This window comes from Bradyrhizobium symbiodeficiens, assembly GCF_002266465.3.
Classification (GTDB): Bacteria; Pseudomonadota; Alphaproteobacteria; order Rhizobiales; family Xanthobacteraceae; genus Bradyrhizobium; species Bradyrhizobium symbiodeficiens.
The window spans coordinates 79,015-99,078 of sequence record NZ_CP029427.2; the positions used below are offsets into that span (position 1 = coordinate 79,015).

Here is a 20,064-nt window from a genome sequence, read left to right on the forward strand (position 1 = left end):
GCCGGATTGCTTCGCTTCGCGTTTTTCGGAAGCTCCATCCGGTCTACGGACTACGTCACTTCTGACATTTCGGACACCAGAACGTCGATCGGCCATTCTGCGTGAACCGCTTGACGGTGCCGCCGCACCCCGGCGTCTTGCAGGTCTCGCCCTCGCGGTCGTAGACCTTGAACGAATGCTGGAAATAGCCGAGCTCACCCGAGGTCTGGCGATGGTCGCGCAAGGACGAGCCACCGGCCTTGATGGCGTCGTTCAGCACGGTGTGGATCGCACTCACCAGCCGCTTCGCATGATCGGTCGGCTCGCCGCCGCCAACACCCTTGCGACCCTTGGTCGCGAGCGTCGCGGCGATCCGGCGCGGCGACAGATGCGAGCGATGCAGGGCTTCGCAGACATAGATGTTGCCGAGCCCGGCGACCACGCGCTGGTCGAGCAGCGCGGCCTTCAGGCTCGTGGTCTTGCCTTCGCAGGAGCGCGCCAGCATCGCGGCGTCGAATTCGTTGCCGAGCGGCTCGGGACCGAGGTCGCGCAGCAGCGGCTCATCTTCGAGCGCGTTGCGTGCGATCACTTTCATGTAACCGAAGCGCCGCGGATCGTTGAAGACGATGTCGGCGCCGGAGGACATCCGAAACAGCACGTGGTCGTGCGTGGAATTCTTGCCCTTCGGATAGTGAAACTCGCCGGGCGCGGCCTCGTTATCCGGCTTGATGACGCGGAATGAGCCCGACATGCCCAGATGCATCAAGAGCACGTCGCCGGAGGCGAGATCGGCCATGAGATATTTTGCACGGCGGCCGAGCCCCGTGACGACCTGCCCCTGCAGCCGCGCCACGAAATCCGGCTGGAACGGAAAGCGCAGATCCGGCCGGCGGGCCTCCGCGACCAGGATTTTCGCGCCCTCCATCACCGGCTGAAGGCCGCGGCGGACGGTCTCGACTTCGGGCAATTCAGGCATGGTCAGGCATTCACCTTATGAGGGCGGTGTGATAGCGCCATTGCGGCGGGCGCGCTATGGTTCGCCCAGTGGAGTAGAGTAATGGATCGGCCGGGCGAAACCACGCATTTCGGCTTCAGGGACGTTCCCCTGGGGGACAAGCAGACGCTGGTGAACGATGTGTTTCACAGCGTGGCGTCGCGCTATGATTTGATGAACGATTTGATGTCCGGTGGCCTGCACCGGGTCTGGAAGGACATCATGATCACGGCGCTCGACCCGCCGAGGGGCGACCGGCCGTTCGCGCTGCTCGACGTGGCCGGTGGCACCGGCGACATTTCGTTCCGCGCCGCCAAGGCCGCAGGCGCGGGCTTCCATGCCACCGTCTGCGACATCAACACCGACATGCTGGCCGTGGGCCGCGAGCGCGCCGCGAAGCGCCATCTCGAAACCCGGGTCGATTTCGTCGAAGGCAACGCCGAGGCGCTCGCCTTTGCCGATCGCAGCTTCGACGCATATACGATCGCTTTCGGCATTCGCAACGTGCCCCGGATTGATCTCGCGCTGCGCGAGGCCCATCGCGTGCTCAAGCCCGGCAGCCGCTTCCTGTGCCTGGAATTCTCCACCGTCGAGATGCCCGGGCTCGACCGGATCTACGACCTGTTCTCGTTCAAGGTGATCCCGCCGCTCGGCCGCATGATCACGGGCGATGCCGAGTCCTACCAATATCTCGTCGAGTCCATCCGCAAGTTTCCGAAACCCAACGCCTTCGCCGACATGATCCGCGACGCCGGCTTCGCCCGCGTCAGCTGGCAGACATTGTCCGGCGGAATCGTCGCACTGCATTCGGGCTGGCGTTTGTGATCTCTGCCTTCACCCACATTTCGCGCCTGATCCGCGCCGCGTTCGTGTTTGCCCGCGAGGGCGTGTTTGGCTCGGTCGATCCGAGCCTGGTGCCGCCGCCGGGACAGCTCGCGCTGAAGCTGGCGCGCCTGATCGAACGACGTGGCGTCAAGCACGGCCCGCGGATCGCGCGCGCGCTGACGCGGATGGGCCCCGCTTATCTCAAGCTCGGACAATTCCTGGCCACACGTCCCGACGTCGTCGGCGTGATCATGGCGCGCGACCTCGAAAGTCTCCAGGACCGCCTGCCGCCGTTTCCGCAGCACGAAGCGGAAGCCACGATCGCGACCTCGCTGGAGCGGCCGCTGAAAGACGTGTTTGTCAGCTTCGGCCCCCCCGTCGCGGCCGCCTCGATCGCGCAGGTGCATCGCGGCGAAGTCTTGCACGACGGGATCCAAAAATCGGTCGCGGTCAAGGTGCTCAGGCCCAACGTGGCCGCACGCTTCCGCCGCGATCTCTCCGACTTCTTCTTCGTCGCACACAAGGCCGAGACCTATTCGGCGGAAGCGCGCCGGCTGCGCCTCATCGAGGTCATCAACACCATGTCGCGCTCGGTCGCCATGGAGATGGACCTGCGGCTGGAAGCAGCCGCGCTGTCCGAGATGGCGGAGAACACGCGCGACGATCCTGATTTCCGCGTGCCTGATGTCGACTGGGACCGCACCACGCACAACGTGCTGACGATGGAGTGGATCGACGGCATCGCGCTGAACGATCACAAGCGCCTGGCGGAATCACAGGTCGACCTGCCCGATCTCGGCCGCAAGGTGATCCAGAGCTTCCTGCGGCACGCGCTGCGCGACGGCTTCTTCCACGCCGACATGCATCCGGGCAATCTGTTCCTGGATGACGCAGGACGACTCGTCGCGGTCGATTTCGGCATCATGGGCCGGCTCGGCATGAAGGAGCGGAGATTCCTCGCGGAGATCCTGCTCGGCTTCATCACCCGCGACTATCGACGCGTCGCGGAAGTGCATTTCGAGGCGGGCTACGTGCCCGCGCATCACTCGGTCGAGAATTTCGCGCAAGCCATCCGCGCCATCGGCGAGCCGATCCACAACCGCACGGCGGAAGAGATCTCGATGGCGCGGCTCTTGACGCTGCTGCTCGAGGTCACCGGCCTGTTCGACATGACCACGCGGCCCGAGTTGATCCTGCTGCAGAAGACCATGGTGGTGGTCGAGGGCGTCGCGCGCGGCTTCGATCCCAAGCTCGACATCTGGAAGATCGCCGACCCCGTGGTGCGCGAATGGATCGAGCGTAATCTCGGACCGCTCGGTCGGGTGCAGGGCGCGCTCGCCGGAACCGGCGACATCGCACGCGTGCTGATGCGCCTGCCTGAGATCGCCGAACGGTCGGTGAAGGTGCTGGAACAGCTCGAGACCATGACGCGCGAGGGTATCCGGCTGTCGCCCGAGAGCATCGCCGCGATGGGCCGCAGCGAGGGCCGCAAGAACCGCTGGCGCACCGTCGCGCTCTGGATCATCGCCGCGACCTTCATCGGGATCCTGATCGCCGTCAGAAATCTATGATTGCCGATGATTGCATTGCAATCGTGTGAATGATAGCATCGCCATCATCCACGCTGGAGTGGCGCTGTGGCAAGCCTGACCATCCGCAAGCTCGACGAACACGTCAAAACCTATCTTCGGCTGCGCTCGGCCAAGAACCGCAGGTCGGTCGAGGAAGAGGTCCGGGTCATCCTGCGGGAGCTGATCGAGGGCCGCGAGGAGCCGCTGACGCCCTTTGCAGCACCGCCTGCGGCATCCTCCGTCCCCACTCTCCAGCGCACCGGCGCCCTTCCCGAGGCCAGCGTCACCCTGATCATCGGCGGCGGCATCGCGGCCTATAAATCGCTTGACCTGATCCGCAGGCTGAAGGAGCGCCGCATCGAGGTCCGCTGCGTCCTGACCAAGGCGGCCCAGCAATTCGTCACACCGCTGGCGGTGAGCGCGCTGTCGCATGAGCGTGTCTATACCGACCTGTTCGACCCCCAGAGCGAGTTCGACGCCGGCCATATCAGGCTCGCGCGCGACTGCGACCTGATCGTGGTGGCGCCCGCGACTGCCGACCTGATGGCGAAGATGGCGAACGGCCATGCCGACGATCTCGCCAGCGCGATCCTGCTCGCGACCAACCGCAAGGTGCTGCTGGCACCGGCAATGAACCCGTTGATGTGGGGCAATGCGGCGACGCGGCGCAACGTCGCGCAGCTGCAGCGCGACGGAGTGGTGCTGATCGGGCCCAATTCCGGCGAGATGGCGGAAGCGGGCGAGGCCGGCATCGGCCGCATGTCCGAGGCGATCGAGATCGCCGCGGCCGCCGAGCGTCTGCTGCGGCCGCCGGTGCCGCGCCCGCTCGCCGGCAAGCGCGTGTTGATCACCGCCGGCCCCACCCACGAGCCGATCGATCCGGTGCGCTACATTGCCAACCGCTCCTCGGGCAAGCAGGGCTTTGCCATTGCCGCCGCGGCCCAGGCCGCCGGTGCCGAGGTGATTCTGGTGAGCGGCCCGGTCGATCTCGACGATCCCCAGGGCGTCACGGTCAAGCACGTCGAATCTGCGCGCCAGATGCTGGAGCAGGTGCAGGCCGCGCTTCCCGCCGACATCGCGATCTTCGCCGCCGCCGTCGCCGACTGGCGCGTTGCGAGCGAAGGCGAGCAGAAGCTGAAGAAGACCGCAGGCAGCATGCCGCCGCTTCAGCTGGTCGAGAACCCCGACATCCTCGCCACCATTTCGAAGCTGACCGACCAGCGCCCGCCGCTGGTGATCGGCTTTGCCGCCGAGACCGAGCACCTGATCGACAACGCCAAGTCAAAACTTGCCCGCAAGGGCTGCGACTGGATCGTCGCCAATGACGTCTCGCCCGCCACCGGCGTGATGGGCGGCGACCGCAACACCGTGCACCTCATCAGCAAGAATGCTGAGAGGAACGGCGAGATCACAGTTGATTCCTGGCCGGTGATGACCAAGGAACAGGTCGCCATCGAGCTGGTCGCGCATGTCGCCAAGAGCGTGACCGGCAAATCCCGGGAGTCCGTATCTTGAGCACTGAGGTCACCGTCGAACTGCAGCAACTGGCCCACGCCGAAGGCCTGGCGCTGCCGGCCTATCAAACGGCTGACGCCGCAGGGCTCGATCTGATGGCCGCGGTGCCTGAGGGCGCGCCGATGACGCTCGCCCCCGGTCAATATGCGCTGGTGCCGACCGGCCTTGCGATCGCACTGCCATCCGGACACGAGGCGCAGGTACGGCCGCGTTCGGGGCTTGCCGCCAAGCACGGCGTCACCGTGCTGAACTCGCCGGGCACGATCGACGCGGATTATCGCGGCGAGATCAAGGTGATCCTGATCAACCACGGCGCGGCGCCGTTCGCGATCAAGCGCGGCGAGCGCATCGCCCAGATGGTGATCGCGCCCGTCGTGCAGGCCGCGCTGGTTCCGGTGGCGACGTTATCCGCGACCGACCGCGGCGCCGGCGGCTTCGGCTCGACCGGCCGCTAACGCCCCACAGCTCCAGCCGAATCATCCCGAAGACCTGCGTGAGTTGGAACCCCTCGCCCGGCATTTTTTTGGGGCCGCCTTTGCGTTCACGATCTGGACTCTTACCGGCGGAGTCACGGTGAGGGTATTGTCGTTTGATTCGCACGCGACGGGGGTCGCCGCGTGTAAATTCGTGCGGTCTTGGGGCAACTATGTCAGGCGTGATCGTGTCGATGCGTCGGACGCTGCTGTCGTGCACATCGCTCGTGCGCAACGGCTTGTTGGGAGGCGCTCTTGCAGCGCTGCTGCCGGCTGCGCCGGCCGAGGCGGCCGACCTCATCGACACCCTCTCCATCATGCTGGATTTCAACCGGCAGGAACTCGCGGTGCTCGCCACCGCGCTGGCCTTGCTCGGCTTCTCGGTGATGGCCGCGATCCTGTTGATGCGCACGCGCGTGCGCACGGCGAAGAACGAGGCGCGGCTGCGTGCCCGAATTGGGGAACTCCAGCTCCAGGCTGACCGCTTCGGCGCGCTGCTGTTCGCCGAGCCGCAAATCCTTATCTCCTGGCCCGCCGGCGACAACCGCGCGCAGATCTCCGGCGACGTCTCGCTGGTGCTGCCGCGCGACTCCTCGCCGCAACGCGTGCTCGCCTTCGGAACCTGGCTGCCGCCGGAACCCGCGCTCCAGATGGATCATGCCGTCGACGCGCTGCGTGACCGCGGCGACGGGTTCCAGCTGACACTGACGACCGCGCATGGCCACACGCTCGAAGCCATCGGCCGCGCCATCGGCGGCCAGGCCATTGTCCGGATTCGCGAACTCTCGGGGCTCCGCCGCGATCTGGCCGAGACCAATCTGCGCTACAACGCGCTTTCCGACGAGACCGAGATGCTGCGCGGCTTCGCCGCCAACGCACCCTGGCCGATCTGGGCCAAGGGCGAGAACGGCGCGCTGACCTACGCCAACCCGGCCTATGTCCGTGCCACCGAGGCGAACAACGTCACCGATGCGCAGGAGCGCAAGCTCGAGCTGCTCGACAGCGCCGACCGCACCGCGATGGAGCGGGGACTGAAGGACGCCGCCAATTTCAATGCGCGGCTGCCGATCGTGGTCCGCGGCGAGCGCCGAATCTACGACGTGCGCGCGGTCAATGTCGGCAGCGGCAGCGTCGGCGTCGCCATCGACGCCAGCGAGGCGGATGCGCTCAGCTCGGCGCTGGTGCGGATGGCGGAGGCGCATCGCCGTACGCTCGACCAGCTCTCCTCCGGCGTTGCCGTGTTCGACGGCCAGCGCCGGCTCGCCTTCTACAACGATTCCTACCGCCGGCTGTGGGACCTCGACCGCACCTTCCTCGACGCCAATCCTGATGATTCCAGCGTGCTGGATCAGCTCCGTGCTGCGCGAAAACTGCCGGAGCAGCCCGACTTCCGCGCCTGGAAATCCAAGCTGCACGAGGCCTATCGCGCGGTCGAGACCACCAAGGACACCTGGTACCTGCCCGACGGCCGCGCGCTGTCGGTCGTCACCACGCCGAACCCGGAAGGCGGCGTCACCTATCTGTTCGACGACGTCACCGAGAGCCTCGAGCTCGCCCGCCGCTTCGACGGCATGATCCGCGTCCAGCGCGAGACGCTGGACAGCCTCGCCGAGGGCGTCGCGGTGTTCGGCAGCAACGGCAAGGCGCAATTGTTCAATCCGGCCTTCGTCCGGATGTGGAAGTTGTCGAGCGATGCCATGCGCGACGAACCGCACATCCAGACGGTGGAAGGCTGGTGCCACCAGTTGTTCGACGACCCCGCGGTCTGGCGCCAGATCCGCGAGGCCGTCACCTCGATCGAGAGCCGCGCCGACGTGCCGCTGAAGCTGGAACGCAAGGACGGCAGCGTGCTCGACGGCATGATTCGCCCGCTGCATGACGGCGCCACCATGCTGACGTTCCAGGACATCACCGACACCGAGAACGTCGAGCGCGCGCTGCGCGAGCGCAACGAGGCGCTGGAGGCTGCCGACCAGATGAAGGTGGATTTCGTCCACCACGTCTCCTACGAGCTGCGCTCGCCGCTCACAACCATCATCGGCTTCGCGCATTTCCTCAGCGATCCCTCGACCGGGCCGCTGACGCCGAAACAGGCCGAATATCTCGACTACGTCACCAAATCGACCAACGCGCTGCTCGCGCTGACCAACAACATCCTCGATCTCGCCACCATCGACGCCGGCGCCATGAAGCTGGAACTCGGACCGGTCGACGTCAGCAAGGCCATCGAGCTCGCCGCCGAGGGCATCCAGGACCGGCTCGCCACCGACCGCATCCGTCTCAAGGTCGAGATCGCGCCCGATATCGGCAGCTTCTCCGGCGACGAGAAGCGCGTGGTGCAGGTGCTCTATAACCTCCTCGCCAACGCCGTCGGGTTTTCTCCACAGGATTCCACCGTCGGGATCAGCGCGCGGCGCACCGAACGCAGCGTGGTCTTCACCGTGACAGATTCAGGGCCTGGAATACCTGCCGACATGAAGGACAAGGTGTTCAACTGGTTCGAAAGCCGCTCGCAGGGCTCGCGTCACCGCGGCGCCGGGCTCGGCCTGTCACTGGTGCGCTCCTTCGTCGAGCTGCATGGCGGCAACGTGCGGGTTGATTCGATCGTCGGCCGGGGCACGGTCGTGATCTGTGACTTCCCGACCGACCAGGCGGCGCATCGCGACGCCGCCGAATGAGCGCGCCCACCACATTCTCCGTCGCGCTTCACAACGAGACGGCCACCGCGCAATTGATGGCCGACCTCGCGCTGCTGGTCGGCCCCGGCGATGTCGTCACGCTCACCGGCGATCTCGGCGCCGGCAAGACCGCGGCCGCCCGCGCGCTCATCCGCTACCTCGCCGGCGACGAGACGATGGAAGTGCCGAGCCCGACCTTTACGCTGGTGCAGGGCTACGAGCTGCCGCCGTTCCCGGTGGTGCACGCCGATCTCTACCGCGTCGAGGACGAGAGCGAACTCGAGGAGATCGGGCTGTCACCGCTGCCCGATGCAACGCTCGTCCTGATCGAATGGCCGGAGCGTGCGCCGTCGGCGATGCCGCAGGATCGCATCGACATTTCGCTGACGCATCGCCCCGCACTGGGCTCGAACGCGCGCGCGGCCGACATCACCGGTTACGGCAAGAGCGCCGCCACCGTCGCGCGGCTGCAGGCGCTGCGCGAATTCCTCGATGCGTCCGGCTATCTGGAGTCGACGCGTCGGCGCATGGCCGGCGATGCCTCGACCCGATCCTATGCGCGGCTCTCGCGCGACGACGAGATCGTCATCCTCATGAACTTTCCGCAGCGCCCGGATGGGGCCGCGACGTACAACGGAAAATCCTACAGCGCCGCGGTACATCTCGCCGAGAATGTAAAGCCCTTCGTCGCCATCGACGAAGGCCTGCGTGCGCAGGGCATCTCGGCGCCGGCGATTTACCATTCCGACCTCGACCATGGCTTCCTGATCACCGAGGATTTCGGCAGCGAAAGCGTGGTCGAAGGCGACCCGCCACGCCCGATCGCCGAGCGCTACGAGGCCGCGACCGATGTGCTGGCCGCACTCCACGGTAAGACGCTGCCGGAAACACTACCGCTGGCGGATCAGACCTACGCCATACCTGTCTTCGATACCGAGGCGCTGCTGATCGAGATCGGCCTGATGCCGGAATGGTACCTGCCCGATCGAAACGCGCCGCTGAGCGCGGCGGCGCGCTCGGAATTTTTCGCGATGTGGCGCGAGCTGCTGAAGAAGCCACAGTCCGCGCCGAAGACGTGGATCATCCGCGACTATCACTCGCCCAATCTGATCTGGCTTGGGGATCGCACGGGAATCGCGCGCGTCGGCGTGATCGATTTTCAGGACGCCGTGCTCGGTCCGCAATCCTACGACGTGGTTTCGCTGCTTCAGGACGGCCGCATCGACGTGCCCGAGACCGTCGAGCTGACGCTGCTGTCGCGCTACATCAAGGCCCGGCGCGCCGCCGATGCCGGCTTCGATCCGGCCGGCTTCGCCGAGCTCTATGCCATCATGTCGGCACAGCGGAACACGCGCCTGCTCGGCACCTTCGCCCGCCTCAACCGCCGCGACGGTAAGCCGCATTATTTGCGTCACCAGCCGCGGATCTGGACCTATCTCCAGCGCTCGCTGGCACATCCCGCGCTGAGCCCTTTGCGCGACTGGTATCTCGCCAACGTGCCGGCGCCCCAAAGTCCGCCAAAGGCCTGATTCGGGGGCCGGTTTACCAGCTGTTAGCCAAGACGCCGGTATTCTGGCGGCGAGGCAGCCGGATAAATACGGGGCTGGAGGTCAGATGGCGGTAAAGACGGACCAGCGCGGCAATAGCCGGGTTGTTTTCGAGCGCGGGATCTCGGCCCAGATGATGGGGATCGACGGCACCTGGCGGCGCGACTGCACCATGGAGGACGTCTCCGAGACCGGCGCCAAGCTGACCATCGACGGCTCGGTGGAGGGCCTCCATTTGAAAGAGTTCTTTCTGCTGCTGTCGTCCACTGGACTCGCGTACCGGCGCTGCGAACTGGCCTGGGTCAATGGCGACCAGATCGGCGTCAATTTCCTGAAAGTCGGCGACAAGAAGAAAAAGGCGCGTTCCACAGCCGTCGGGGCATGACGGCAGCACCCGTCGTACAACCGTCACGGCGGGTAGTTAAGGCGATTGAGATGCGGTGCGGCTGATCGAACCTCGTGTTAAGATTGCCGCGAACGTGAAAGGTCTGGAAAGCGAAGGATGTCCGTCAAACCGACCAAAGCCATGGTGCTCGCCGCAGGGTTCGGCCTGCGCATGCGTCCGTTGACGGACAAGATGCCGAAGCCGATGGTGCCGGTGGCCGGCCAGCCGCTGCTCGACCACGTGCTCGACAAGCTCGGCCAGGCCGGCGTGACCGAGGCCGTGGTCAACGTGCATTACCTGCCGGATCAGATCATCGACCACGTCGCAACGCGCCAGCTTCCGCGCGTGACGATTTCAGACGAGCGCGACCAGGTGCTCGGCACCGGCGGCGGCGTGGTCAAGGCGTTGCCGCTGCTCGGCGGTGCACCGTTCTACCACGTCAATTCCGACACGCTGTGGATCGACGGGGTGCGCTCCAATTTGACGCGGCTCGCTGAAAACTTCGACCCCGCGCGCATGGACATCCTGCTGCTGATGGCGCCGACCGCGACCAGCATCGGCTATAGCGGGCGCGGCGATTACGGCATGTTGCCCGACGGCGCCCTGCGCAAGCGCAAGGAAAAGGAAGTCGTTCCGTTCGTCTATGCCGGCGCCGCGATCCTGTCGCCGTCGATCTTCGAAGGCGCGCCGCAGGGTGAGTTCTCGCTGACGAAGATGTTCGACCGTGCGGGCGAGCAGGAGCGGCTGTTCGGCCTCCGCCTCGACGGCGTCTGGATGCATGTCGGCACGCCCGACGCGGTCCACGCCGCGGAAGAGGCGTTCCTGGAGAGCGTAGCGTAACTCGCCTCGAACCCAGTGCCGTAGGGTGGGCGAAGCGAAGCGCGCCCACCATCTAAGCTGAAACTCGCGGCAGCCATGGTGGGCACGGCGCAAGTACGCCTTTGCCCACCCTACAGCACCTGTTCTAGCCCGGCGAACAGCGGGGAAGATCTCCCTGCACCCATATCCATTTGAGTCCGCGTCCCTATATTGGCGCCTGATCCCGAATCAGGCAGCTCATGCGCGTCTTCAGCGTCCCCATCTCAGTTCCCTTTCTGCGCACGGTCGTCACGGCTCTGCTCGACGGCCGGCTGGTCGAGGGATTCGAGGCGCGCAAGGAACCGGCGCGGCTGGCCGATGCCACGCTGTATCTGCCGACACGGCGCGCGATGCGCGTGGTCCGCGAGATCTTCCTCGACGAGATGAAGGCGGACGCGGTGGTGCTGCCGCGCATCGTCGCGCTCGGCGACATCGACGAGGACGAGCTCGCTTTCGCCGATGAAGGCGAGCAGTTCTCCGGCGCGACGCCGCTCGACATTCCGCCGCGGCTTGGCGAGCTCGAACGACGGCTGACGCTGGCACAACTGGTCGCGGCCTGGGCCAAGGGTCCGGTGCTGTCGCCGCTGGTGGTCGGCGGGCCCGCTTCGACGCTGGCTCTCGCAGCCGACCTCGCGCGGCTGATCGACGACATGGTGACGCGCGGCGTCGACTGGAGCGCGCTCGACGGCTTGGTGCCTGATAACCTCGACCGCTACTGGCAGCACTCGCTCGAATTCCTGCGTATCGCCCGCATCGCCTGGCCCGGTCATCTCGCCGAGATCAATCGGATCGAGCCCGCGGCGCGGCGCGATCTCCTGATCGCAGCGGAAGCCAAACGGCTGACCGCACATCCGACCGGCCCCGTGATCGCGGCGGGTTCGACCGGCTCGATGCCGGCGACCGCAAAATTCCTGCACGCAGTCGCCTCGCTGCCGCACGGCGCCGTGGTGCTGCCGGGCCTCGACACCGATCTCGACGACGACGCCTGGCGCAGCATTGGCGGTGTGCGTGATTCGCTCGGCAAGTTCGCGGAGCATCCGGCCTCGAACCATCCGCAATATGCCCTGAACGCGCTGCTGGATCGTTTCGGCATCAAGCGCAGTGACGTCGAGATCATCCGGCCGCCGGCAGCCGGCGGCCGCGATCTGCTCGCATCCGAGTCGATGCGGCCCTCCGCCAAGACAGAAGTCTGGCACGACCGGCTGAAGCAGCCGGATGTCGCCGCAAAGATCGCGGGCGGCATGAAGAATCTCGCCGTCGTCGAAGCTCCCAACCCTGAGATGGAAGCGCTCGCTATTGCCATTGCGATGCGCGAGGCACGGCATCTCGACAAATCGGCGGCGCTGGTGACGCCCGACCGCGCGCTGGCGCGGCGGGTGATGGCCGCACTCACGCGCTGGGATCTGGCGTTCGACGATTCCGGCGGCGACGTGTTGATGGAAACCTCTGCCGGCGTCTTTGCGCGCCTCGTAGCGGAAGCCGCGACCAAGGGGTTGGTGCCGCCGACGCTGCTGGCGATGCTGAAGCATCCGCTGTGCCGACTTGGCCGGCTGCCTGGCGCATGGAAGGCGGCGATCGAGGACCTCGAGCTTGCAGTCCTGCGCGGCACGCGCCCGCCTGCCTGCGCGGCTGGCCTCTTGCGCGAATTCAACCGTTTTCGCGAGGAGCTGGCCAAGCTGTGGCGCAACGAGGTCTCCGCGCTCCACAAGGCCGAGCCCCGTGCGCGTCTCAAGGCCGAAGATCTCGATCGCATCCAGGCACTGATCGACACTTTGCAGAAGGCGCTGGTGCCGATCGAGAGCCTCGCATCGTCAAAGCCATTCGACTTCGCCGAGCTCGCGCACCGGCACCGCGAGATCATGATCGAGCTGTCGCGCGACGAGCAGGGCCTTCCGCTGGCCTTCGAGGAGCGCGAAGGCCTTGCGCTTGCCGGCGCCTTCGACGATCTCCTGCGCGGCGGCACCACCAGCGGCTTGATGGTGACGCTGCCGGACTATCCCGACGTCTTCCAGACCGCGTTCAGCGACCGCGCGGTGCGACGGCGCGACAAGCCAGGTGCGCGGCTGCAGATTTACGGACCGCTGGAATCGCGCCTGATGCAGGCCGACCGCATCATCGTCGGCGGGCTGATCGAAGGCGTCTGGCCGCCGGCGCCGCGCATCGATCCCTGGCTGAGCCGGCCGATGCGGCACGAGCTTGGTCTCGATCTTCCGGAGCGCCGCATCGGCCTCTCCGCACACGACTTCGCCCAGCTGCTTGGCGGTGGCGAGGTGATCCTCACCCATTCCGCCAAGGCCGGCGGCGCGCCGGCGGTGGCTTCGCGCTTCCTGCATCGGCTCGAGGCGGTTGCGGGCGACGATCGTTGGAAGGCGGCCGTTCGCGCCGGCGAGAAATATGTGCAGTTCGCGGGCGCGCTGGACCAGCCGGACGAGGTCAGGCCGATCAAGCAGCCCGAGCCGCGGCCGCCGCGGGCGACCCGGCCGCTCAGGATGTCGGTCACCGCAATCGAGGACTGGCTGCGCGATCCCTACACGATCTACGCCAAACACATCCTGCGACTCGACGCGCTCGATCCCGTCGACATGCCGCTGTCGGCCGCCGACCGCGGCTCGGCGATCCACGATGCGCTCGGCGAGTTCACGGAAACCTATGCCGCGCATCTGCCCGCCGATCCCGCACGCGTGCTGCGCGCGATCGGCGAAAAATATTTTGCGCCGCTGATGGAGCGGCCCGAGGCGCGCGCGCTGTGGTGGCCACGCTTCCAGCGCATCGCGCGCTGGTTCGGCGAATGGGAGACGGTGCGCCGCGATGCAATCGAGGCGATCACGGCGGAGACCCGCGGTGAGATCTCGATCCCGCTCGACAGCGAACGCAGCTTCCGTCTTTCGGCGCGCGCCGATCGCATCGAGCGGCGCCGGGGCGGCGGCTATGCCATCCTCGACTACAAGACCGGACAGCCGCCGACCGGCAAGCAGGTTCGCATGGGCCTGTCGCCGCAGCTCACGCTGGAGGCCGCGATCCTGCGCGAGGGCGGCTTCCCCGATATCCACGCGGGCGCCTCGGTGAGCCAGCTCGTGTACGTCCGCCTGAGCGGTAACAATCCGCCGGGGGAGGAACGCATCCTCGAGCTCAAGTACAAGCAGGGTGACGAGCCGCAGCCGCCGGACACAGCGGCCGCCGAAGCGCGCGCCAAACTGGAGGCGCTGATCCGCGCCTTCGACGACGAGAACCAGCCCTACACCTCGCTGAACCTGCCGATGTGGACCAACCGCTACGGCACTTATGACGATCTCGCCCGGATCAAGGAATGGTCGGCGGCCGGCGGCCTGGGGATCGAGGAATGGTGAAGCTGCCACGCCCCATTCCTGACGAGGTGCGCGCGCGGCAGGCGCGTGCATCCGATCCGACTGCGTCGGCGTTTGTGTCCGCCAATGCCGGCTCGGGCAAGACGCATGTGCTGGTGCAGCGGGTGATCCGCCTGCTGCTATCGGGCGTGCCGCCGGAAAAGATCCTCTGCATCACCTTCACCAAGGCGGCCGCCGCCAACATGGCCGAGCGCGTGTTCACCACGCTGGGACATTGGGTGACGCTGGACGATACCGGGCTCGAAGCAGCGATCCGCGCAGTCGGCATCCCGCATCCCAGCGCGAAAATTCGCCGTGACGCGCGAAAACTGTTCGCCTGCGCGCTGGAAACACCGGGCGGGCTGAAGGTGCAGACCATCCACGCACTGTGCACGCGCCTGCTGCAGCAGTTTCCGTTCGAGGCCAACGTGCCCGCGCGCTTTGCCGTGATCGACGAGCGCGACCAGACCGACATGATGGAGCGCGCCAATCTGAAGGTGCTGCTGGAGGCCGCGCGCGCTCCCGACAGCGTCACCGGCCGCGCCTTGCTGACCGCGATGGCGAGCGCCGCCGACGTCACCTTCAAGGAGGTCGTGCGCGAAGCCTGTCTCAGCCGCGATCATTTCATGGCCTGGACGGATGAGGCCGGCAACGCCGAAGCGGCTGCTGCGCAGATGGCGGCGGCGCTGGGCGTTGATGCGAGCGACCGCATCGAGGACGTCGAGACGGACATTCTCGATGGTCCCTACCTGCCGCGCTCGCGCTGGGAGGACATCGCCTTTGCGCTGGAGGACGGCAGCAAGTCGGACAATGATCAGGCCTCCCGCCTTCGCGAGGCCAAGGTCTTTTCCGGCAGTGCGCAGGTCGATGCCTATCTCTGCGTTTTCCTTACCGACGAAAAGCTGCCGCGCAAGGCCGTTCTGACCAAGAAGTTTGGCGAGCACAACCCGTCCGTCGCCCGCCTGTTCGAGAACGAGGCGCAGCGCCTCGCCGGATTGATCGAGAAGCGCCGCGCCGTGACCATGCGCGACCGCACCGCGGCGCTGCTGCACATCGCGACCGCGGCGGCTGCGAACTATCGCCGCGAGAAGCAAGAGCGCGGCCTGCTGGACTACGATGACCTCATCGACAAGACGCTGGCGATGCTGAACCGTGTGTCTTCAGGCTGGGTGCATTACAAGCTCGACCGCGGCGTCGATCACGTCCTGATCGACGAAGCTCAGGACACCAGCCCGCGGCAATGGGACATCGTCGCGCACATCATCTCCGAATTCACGGCCGGCGAAGGCGCGCGCGACGGGCTGAACCGCACCGTCTTCGCGGTCGGCGACGAGAAACAGTCGATCTTCTCGTTCCAGGGCGCTGACCCGCACGAATTCGACAAACGTAAGCGAGAACTGGATCGCAAATTCAGGGCTGCCGGGCTGAAGTTCGACCCCGTCGCCTTCACCTACTCGTTCCGTTCGGGTGCTGCGATCCTGCATTCGGTCGACCACGTCTTCCGCGAACCCACGATCTACAAGAGCATTCATTCGATCGACGTCGGCCATCCCTTGCACAACTCGCTCAGCGATGCTGGTCCAAGCGTCGTCGAGCTCTGGGATCTCGCGGAAGCCGACGATCGGCAGGACATCGAGGGCTGGCGCGCGCCGTTCGACGGTGTTGCGGTCACCAGCCCCGAGGTCAAGCTCGCCCGCCGCATCCAGACCGAGATCAAGCGGTTGGTCGAGAGCGGCACCCTGACCGGGCATGAGGGCGAGCGCCGGCCGCTGCGTTACGGCGACATGCTGATCCTGGTGCGACGGCGCGGCAATGCGTTCGACGCGGTGATCCAGGCGCTGAAGCATGCTGGCGTTCCCGTGGCCGGCGCCGACCGGCTCAAGTTGACCGAGCATATCGCGATCATCGACCTGATGAATCTTGCGGACGCACTGCTGCTGCCGCAGGACGATCTCGCGCTGGCGGTCGCGCTGAAGAGCCCGCTGTTCGGCCTCGATGACGACGACCTGTTTCAATTGGCCCATGAGCGCAAGGGCTCGCTGCGCCGCGCACTCGGCGAGCATGCGGCCGGGAGCGAGAAGTTCGCTTCCGTGCTGCGGCGTCTGGAGGCCTGCGAGACCCGTGCGCGCGAGGAGACGCCGTTCGCCTTCTACGCCTGGCTGTTGGGGGGCGACGGCGGGCGTGCACGCATCCTGCGACGGCTCGGCCATGAGGCCAACGACGCACTCGACGAATTCCTCGAACTGGCGCTCAGCTGTGAGCGCAAGGCGCCGGCCTCGCTGCAAGGCTTCATGGCCTGGCTGCGCTCGGCCGACACCGAGGTGAAGCGCGACATGGAAATCTCGCGCGACGAGGTGCGGGTGATGACCGTGCACGGCGCCAAGGGGCTGGAAGCTTCGGTCGTGTTCATGGTCGACACCACGTCGTCGCCGGCGGATTCGCAGCGGGTCTGGCTGATCCACGTGCCGCGCGGCAATGGCGGCGAGGTCGTGGTCTGGGCCGGCCGCAAGGCCGACGACCCCAAGCCCGTCGCCGACGCGCGCAAGGCCATGCTCGAGGAGACCGAGGACGAATATCGCCGTCTGCTCTACGTCGCGATGACACGTGCGGCCGACCGCCTGATCGTCGGCGGCTGCATGCCCGGCAACATGAAGACGGTTCGCAAGCTGAGCTGGTACGATTTGGTCGACACCGGGCTCAAAGGCTCGGGCCTGGACAAGCAGGTGATCGAGACGCCGCTCGGCAAGGTGACCCGATTCGCCCGGCCGGAGGATGTCGCCGTGCAGGGTATCCCGGCGGCGATTGTGGATCAGGCGGTCGCGCTGCCGGCGTGGCTGCGAACACCGGCGCCGAGCGAGACCGTTGACGACGATCTGGTGCGTCCCTCCGGTCAGTCGGCCGAGGATGGCCGCAGCGTGCGGACAGGCGAATCAGTGCAGTCGCGCGCTCTCGCGTTGCAACGCGGCACGCTGGTGCACCGTCTGCTGCAATCCTTGCCCGATATCGCCGCGGAACGCCGGCGCGAGGCCGCGCTCGGCTTCATGACGCGCAACGCCGCGGACTGGCCGGAAGCCGATCGCGCCGCTTTGGCCGACAAGGTACTGGCCTTGATCACCGAACCGCGCTTTGCGCCGGTCTTTGCCGCCGGCAGCCGGGCGGAGGTCGCCATCGCCGGCCGGCTGGAGCGGCCGGGCCGGGCACCGGCGCTGGTGTCGGGGCAGATCGACCGACTGGTCGTCCGTCCGGATGAGGTTTTGATCGTCGATTTCAAGACCAACCAGGCCGCGCCCAAAAGCGCGGCCGAGGCGCCCGCGGCCTACGTCCGGCAGCTTGCGCTGTACCGGGCGGTGCTGGCGCGGCTTTATCCCCAAAAGCCTGTCAGGGCCGTCCTGCTCTGGACCGAGGCCCTTGAATATATGGAGATTTCAGCCCCCGCGCTGGACGCGGCGCTGGCATCCCTTCATCTCGCTGTGAGCGTCCTTGACCCGGCAAGGGGCCGTTCATAGGTTGACGGCATGATCCCGGGCGCGATTCCCATTCGCGCCGATTCTTTCAACCGAACGAGGTACTCCCATGGCCGTTGGCAAGGTTTCTGACACCGATTTCGAAGCCGAAGTGCTCAAGGCGGACGGCCCCGTCGTCGTCGATTTCTGGGCTGAGTGGTGCGGTCCCTGCCGCATGATCGCGCCCGCCCTCGACGAGATCGCCGGCGCGATGGGCAACAAGGTCAAGATCGTGAAGCTCAACGTCGACGAGAGCCCGAAGACCGCCTCGAAGTATGGCGTGATGTCGATCCCCACCCTGATGATCTTCAAGGGCGGTGAGATGGCCTCCCGCCAGGTCGGCGCGGCGCCGAAGGCGAAGCTGCAGCAGTGGATCACGTCGGCGGTTTGATCGCCTCTCGCAAGTTTATTTTCGACAACGGCCGGCGAAAGCCGGCCGTTTTGCGTTGATGGGACGTGTCCAGCGTATGACGAGTCCCAGACCTTGCCTGCTCCTCCCGCAAAGCGCGCGCGCAAATCGACATCCCTCGTTGCGATGGAGGCGCGGTCGGTCGACGCGATTCCACGCGGCAAGGAATGGCAGTACGAGCCGAAATGGGATGGCTTTCGCTGCCTGCTGTCGCGCGACGGCAGCCACATTGACCTGCGCTCAAAATCCGGCGAGGACCTCACGCGCTATTTCCCCGAGATCGTCGCTGCCGCGCTGAAGCTGAAAGCCGATCGTTTCACGCTCGACGGCGAGATCGTGGTTCCGCACGGCAAAAGCTTTTCCTTCGACGCGTTGCTGCAACGGATTCATCCTGCCGCGAGCCGCGTGAAAAAGCTCTCGCAGGAAACGCCGGCCCTTTACCTCGTCTTCGATCTGCTCGCGACGGCAAAACAGAAGCAGCTTGCCGAGAGGCCACTCGGCGAACGGCGGCCGGCGCTGGAGGCTTTTGCGAAGGCCAATCTGAAGGGCAGCAGCTTCCATCTCTCACCGGCAACGACGAGCTACCCTACCGCGAAAAGATGGCTGGCTCAGTCCGGCGGCGGCTCGGACGGCGTCATCGCCAAGCGGATCGACCTGCCCTATCAGGCCGGAAATCGCGACGGCATGCAGAAGATCAAGAAATTTCGCAGCGCCGATTGCGTGGTCGGCGGCTTCCGCTACGCGACCAACAAGCTGGACGGTCGAAAGGTGGTTGGCTCGCTGCTGCTCGGGCTCTACGACGATGGCGGCCTGCTGCACCATGTCGGATTCACCTCGGCGATCAAGGCGAACGAGAAGCCGGCGCTGACCGATCGGCTGGAGGCGCTGAACGGCGAGCCCGGCTTCACCGGCAACGCGCCGGGCGGACCGAGCCGCTGGTCGACCGAGCGTTCGGCCAAATGGTGCCCGCTCAAGCCGAAGCTGGTGATCGAGGTCTGCTACGATCATTTCAGCGGCGAGCGTTTTCGCCACGGCACCTCGATCCTGCGCTGGCGCCCCGACAAGGCACCGCGGCAATGCGGCTTCGATCAGCTGAAGCAGAAGGTGGCCGATCCGATGAAGCTGCTGAAGTAGGCAAATTCGTAGCCCGGATGGAGCGCAGCGCAATCCGGGATTCTCGCCCCAAGCAATAGCAGCCCCGGATTGCGCTGCGCTCCATCCGGGATACCAAGCGAAAGACGCCTACTCGATCCATCCCGTTGCCAGCGCATTAGCCAGCTCCGGCTGACCATTGCGCCGCGCCAGCGCCGCCATCGCCTCGTGATCATACGCAACATTTCGGAACGTCACCTGCCAGGCACCGTCGGCAAGTTCGAGGATCGCATAACGCGCGTGCGGCGTGCCGGCTTCGACGACATGCGGATACGGATGCTTGTCGCGATAGCCGGGGCTGCCGACGCTGCCGGGATTGACGATCAGCCGGCCATCGCGAAGCCGCACGGCGCGGGCGAGATGGGTGTGGGCGCACAGGATCAGGGATTGCGAGATGCTTTGCGCGAATTGCCCGATGCGGTCGAGCGGCGATAGTGCCACCGTGCCGTCGGGATGCACGGTATCGAGCCAGTAGACCTCGTCGTTATCGGGCGTCGCGTGGCAGAGGAACACCTGCTCGCGAAACACCCGAATCATCGGCTGGGCGCGCAGCCAGTCCAGCTGCACGGCGTCGAGCGCGTCGTAGGCGGGGCGATCCCACGAGCCCATTTTCTCCGGCGGCCGGTCGAGGAGATAGCGGTCATGGTTGCCGAGCACGTGCACGGCGTCGAGCCGCATCAGCATCTCGACGGTGCGACGCGCATCGAGCGGGCCGCTCAGCATGTCGCCGAGATTGACGATGTCGGTGATATCAAGCGCGCGGATGTCTGCGAGCACCGCCTCCAGCGCGAGGTAGTTCCCGTGGACGTCGGCGATGGCAGCGAAGCGCAT

Annotated in this window: 14 protein-coding genes; 12 read left to right on the forward strand and 2 right to left on the reverse strand. The window is 66.2% G+C overall.

Annotated features, from left to right (window positions below; genetic code table 11):
- Positions 1-55 precede the first annotated feature (55 nt).
- Positions 56-955 carry a bifunctional DNA-formamidopyrimidine glycosylase/DNA-(apurinic or apyrimidinic site) lyase gene (gene mutM / locus CIT39_RS00350; protein ID WP_094976087.1) on the reverse strand — a complete coding sequence of 300 codons (900 nt, stop codon included), beginning with the start codon at positions 953-955 and terminating at the stop codon, positions 56-58.
- Positions 956-1,036: 81 nt separating this feature from the next.
- Here mutM and ubiE point away from each other — a divergent pair, with 81 nt between their 5' ends.
- The 12 genes from ubiE (at position 1,037) to CIT39_RS00410 (ending at position 19,215) form a co-directional block, all read left to right on the forward strand.
- Positions 1,037-1,798 carry a bifunctional demethylmenaquinone methyltransferase/2-methoxy-6-polyprenyl-1,4-benzoquinol methylase UbiE gene (ubiE, locus tag CIT39_RS00355; RefSeq protein WP_094976086.1) on the forward strand — a complete coding sequence of 254 codons (762 nt, stop codon included), beginning with the start codon at positions 1,037-1,039 and terminating at the stop codon, positions 1,796-1,798.
- The gene (gene ubiB, locus CIT39_RS00360) at positions 1,795-3,369 is read left to right on the forward strand and encodes a 2-polyprenylphenol 6-hydroxylase (RefSeq protein ID WP_094976085.1); all 1,575 of its coding nucleotides are present in this window, start codon (positions 1,795-1,797) and stop codon (positions 3,367-3,369) included. The genes ubiE and ubiB overlap by 4 nt, the downstream gene beginning before the upstream one ends.
- Before the next feature lie 66 nt (positions 3,370-3,435).
- A complete protein-coding gene (coaBC, locus tag CIT39_RS00365; protein ID WP_094976084.1) occupies positions 3,436-4,884 on the forward strand; it encodes a bifunctional phosphopantothenoylcysteine decarboxylase/phosphopantothenate--cysteine ligase CoaBC in 1,449 nt (482 codons plus the stop codon).
- Positions 4,881-5,339 (forward strand): dUTP diphosphatase, encoded by a 459-nt coding sequence (gene dut / locus CIT39_RS00370; protein WP_094976083.1) that lies wholly within the window; start codon positions 4,881-4,883, stop codon positions 5,337-5,339. The genes coaBC and dut overlap by 4 nt, the downstream gene beginning before the upstream one ends.
- Positions 5,340-5,530: 191 nt before the next feature.
- Positions 5,531-8,035 carry a sensor histidine kinase gene (locus CIT39_RS00375; RefSeq protein ID WP_094976082.1) on the forward strand — a complete coding sequence of 835 codons (2,505 nt, stop codon included), beginning with the start codon at positions 5,531-5,533 and terminating at the stop codon, positions 8,033-8,035.
- On the forward strand, positions 8,032-9,564 hold the full coding sequence (gene tsaE / locus CIT39_RS00380; RefSeq protein WP_094976081.1) for a tRNA (adenosine(37)-N6)-threonylcarbamoyltransferase complex ATPase subunit type 1 TsaE: 1,533 nt from the start codon (positions 8,032-8,034) through the stop codon (positions 9,562-9,564). The genes CIT39_RS00375 and tsaE overlap by 4 nt, the downstream gene beginning before the upstream one ends.
- Before the next feature lie 85 nt (positions 9,565-9,649).
- Positions 9,650-9,967 (forward strand): PilZ domain-containing protein, encoded by a 318-nt coding sequence (locus tag CIT39_RS00385; protein ID WP_091962288.1) that lies wholly within the window; start codon positions 9,650-9,652, stop codon positions 9,965-9,967.
- A gap of 117 nt (positions 9,968-10,084) precedes the next feature.
- Positions 10,085-10,807 (forward strand): nucleotidyltransferase family protein, encoded by a 723-nt coding sequence (locus CIT39_RS00390; RefSeq protein ID WP_094976080.1) that lies wholly within the window; start codon positions 10,085-10,087, stop codon positions 10,805-10,807.
- 218 nt (positions 10,808-11,025) lie between these two features.
- A complete protein-coding gene (addB, locus tag CIT39_RS00395; protein WP_094976079.1) occupies positions 11,026-14,172 on the forward strand; it encodes a double-strand break repair protein AddB in 3,147 nt (1,048 codons plus the stop codon).
- Positions 14,166-17,675, forward strand: a complete 3,510-nt coding sequence (gene addA, locus CIT39_RS00400; protein ID WP_162308825.1) for a double-strand break repair helicase AddA — start codon at positions 14,166-14,168, stop codon at positions 17,673-17,675. The genes addB and addA overlap by 7 nt, the downstream gene beginning before the upstream one ends.
- A 67-nt stretch (positions 17,676-17,742) precedes the next feature.
- Complete coding sequence (trxA, locus tag CIT39_RS00405) at positions 17,743-18,063, forward strand: thioredoxin (protein ID WP_094976077.1); 321 nt, start codon at positions 17,743-17,745, stop codon at positions 18,061-18,063.
- A gap of 144 nt (positions 18,064-18,207) precedes the next feature.
- Positions 18,208-19,215 (forward strand): ATP-dependent DNA ligase, encoded by a 1,008-nt coding sequence (locus CIT39_RS00410; RefSeq protein WP_094976076.1) that lies wholly within the window; start codon positions 18,208-18,210, stop codon positions 19,213-19,215.
- Positions 19,216-19,323: 108 nt separating this feature from the next.
- Here the strand turns inward: CIT39_RS00410 and CIT39_RS00415 are convergent, their stop codons facing one another.
- A complete protein-coding gene (locus CIT39_RS00415; protein ID WP_094976075.1) occupies positions 19,324-20,064 on the reverse strand; it encodes a metallophosphoesterase family protein in 741 nt (246 codons plus the stop codon).